General features: G+C 66.1%; 1 protein-coding gene. It reads right to left on the minus strand.

Annotation, left to right across the window (positions count from 1 at the left end):
• Window positions 1–42: 42 nt before the first annotated feature.
• Window positions 43–948 (minus strand): IS5 family transposase, encoded by a 906-nt coding sequence (locus NA10_RS35105; RefSeq protein ID WP_067575001.1) that lies wholly within the window; start codon window positions 946–948, stop codon window positions 43–45.
• Between the last annotated feature and the right edge of the window lie 156 nt (window positions 949–1,104).

Here is a 1,104-nt window from a genome sequence, read left to right on the forward strand (position 1 = left end):
CCTGTGTCGAAGTCGAGTGAGGGCGGGCCGAATGGCCCGCCCTCACTCGCTGCGTAGCCATTGGTTCATCGCCGCGATATGGACCGTCGCAAGATATCGGACAGCGAGCTTGTCATACCGAGTAGCCACCGCCCGATGCTGTTTGAGCTGGTTGATGCCACGTTCGACCGCGTTGCGGTCACGGTAACGAACCACGTCGAACGCCGGCGGTCGGCCGCCGGCACTGCCTCGGTGACGGCGATGCGCGGCTTGGTCGGACGGGATCGCGATCGTGGCCCTAATCCCACGCCGACGAAGCAGGTCGCGGTTGGCACGACTGGAATATGCTTTGTCCGCCAGCACCCGCTCCGGCCGCGATCGTGCCCGCCCACCCGCGGCCTTGACGACCTCGATAGCGTCGAGCACTGCCGCGAACTGCGGGCTGTCTCCCGCCTGACCTGCTGTGATCAGCATCGCCAGGACACGACAGCCCTGCTCACATGCCAGATGCAGTTTGGTGGTCCAACCGCCCCGTGATCGGCCCAGGCCGTGATCAGCGGGCTCGGGGTCACCACGCCCGCCGGGCGGCTCGGCCTGAGACTCGCCCCCACCTCGGGCACCCGCGGCATGTTGATGGGCTCGCATGATCGTCGAGTCCACACTCACCTGCCAGATGATCCGGCCGGCGGCATCGGCGAAGGCCTGCAACAACTTCACGATCACCAGCCACACGCCACCGCGCTGCCAGCGGCGGAACAACCCGTACATCGCCGACCAGGACCCGTACTGCGGTGGCACGTCCCGCCACGGGCAACCGACCCTGGTCCGCCACCGGATTCCATCGATGAGCTGACGTTTCGTCCACTGAGGCGGACGGCCCGCCTTCTTGTTCCGGGGCAGCAACGGCTCCAACCGAGCCCATTGGGCATCGGTCAGGTCCGCTCGCCCCGCCACCGCTACGCTGGTCACGAGGTCTCCGGTCGGTCTCCGGTTTTTCTTGGTCGTTAAACCAACTACCGGAGACCTCACCCATTCACCAACGCGGACAACAGCTTCCGCACACGAGTTGAGGGGTGGCACCGCTACGCGGTGCCACCCCTCAACTCACTTCGACACAGGCCCTAG

The sequence above is a fragment of the Nocardia acidivorans NBRC 108247 genome, assembly GCF_001625085.1.
In the GTDB taxonomy this organism is placed as follows: domain Bacteria; phylum Actinomycetota; class Actinomycetes; order Mycobacteriales; family Mycobacteriaceae; genus Nocardia; species Nocardia acidivorans.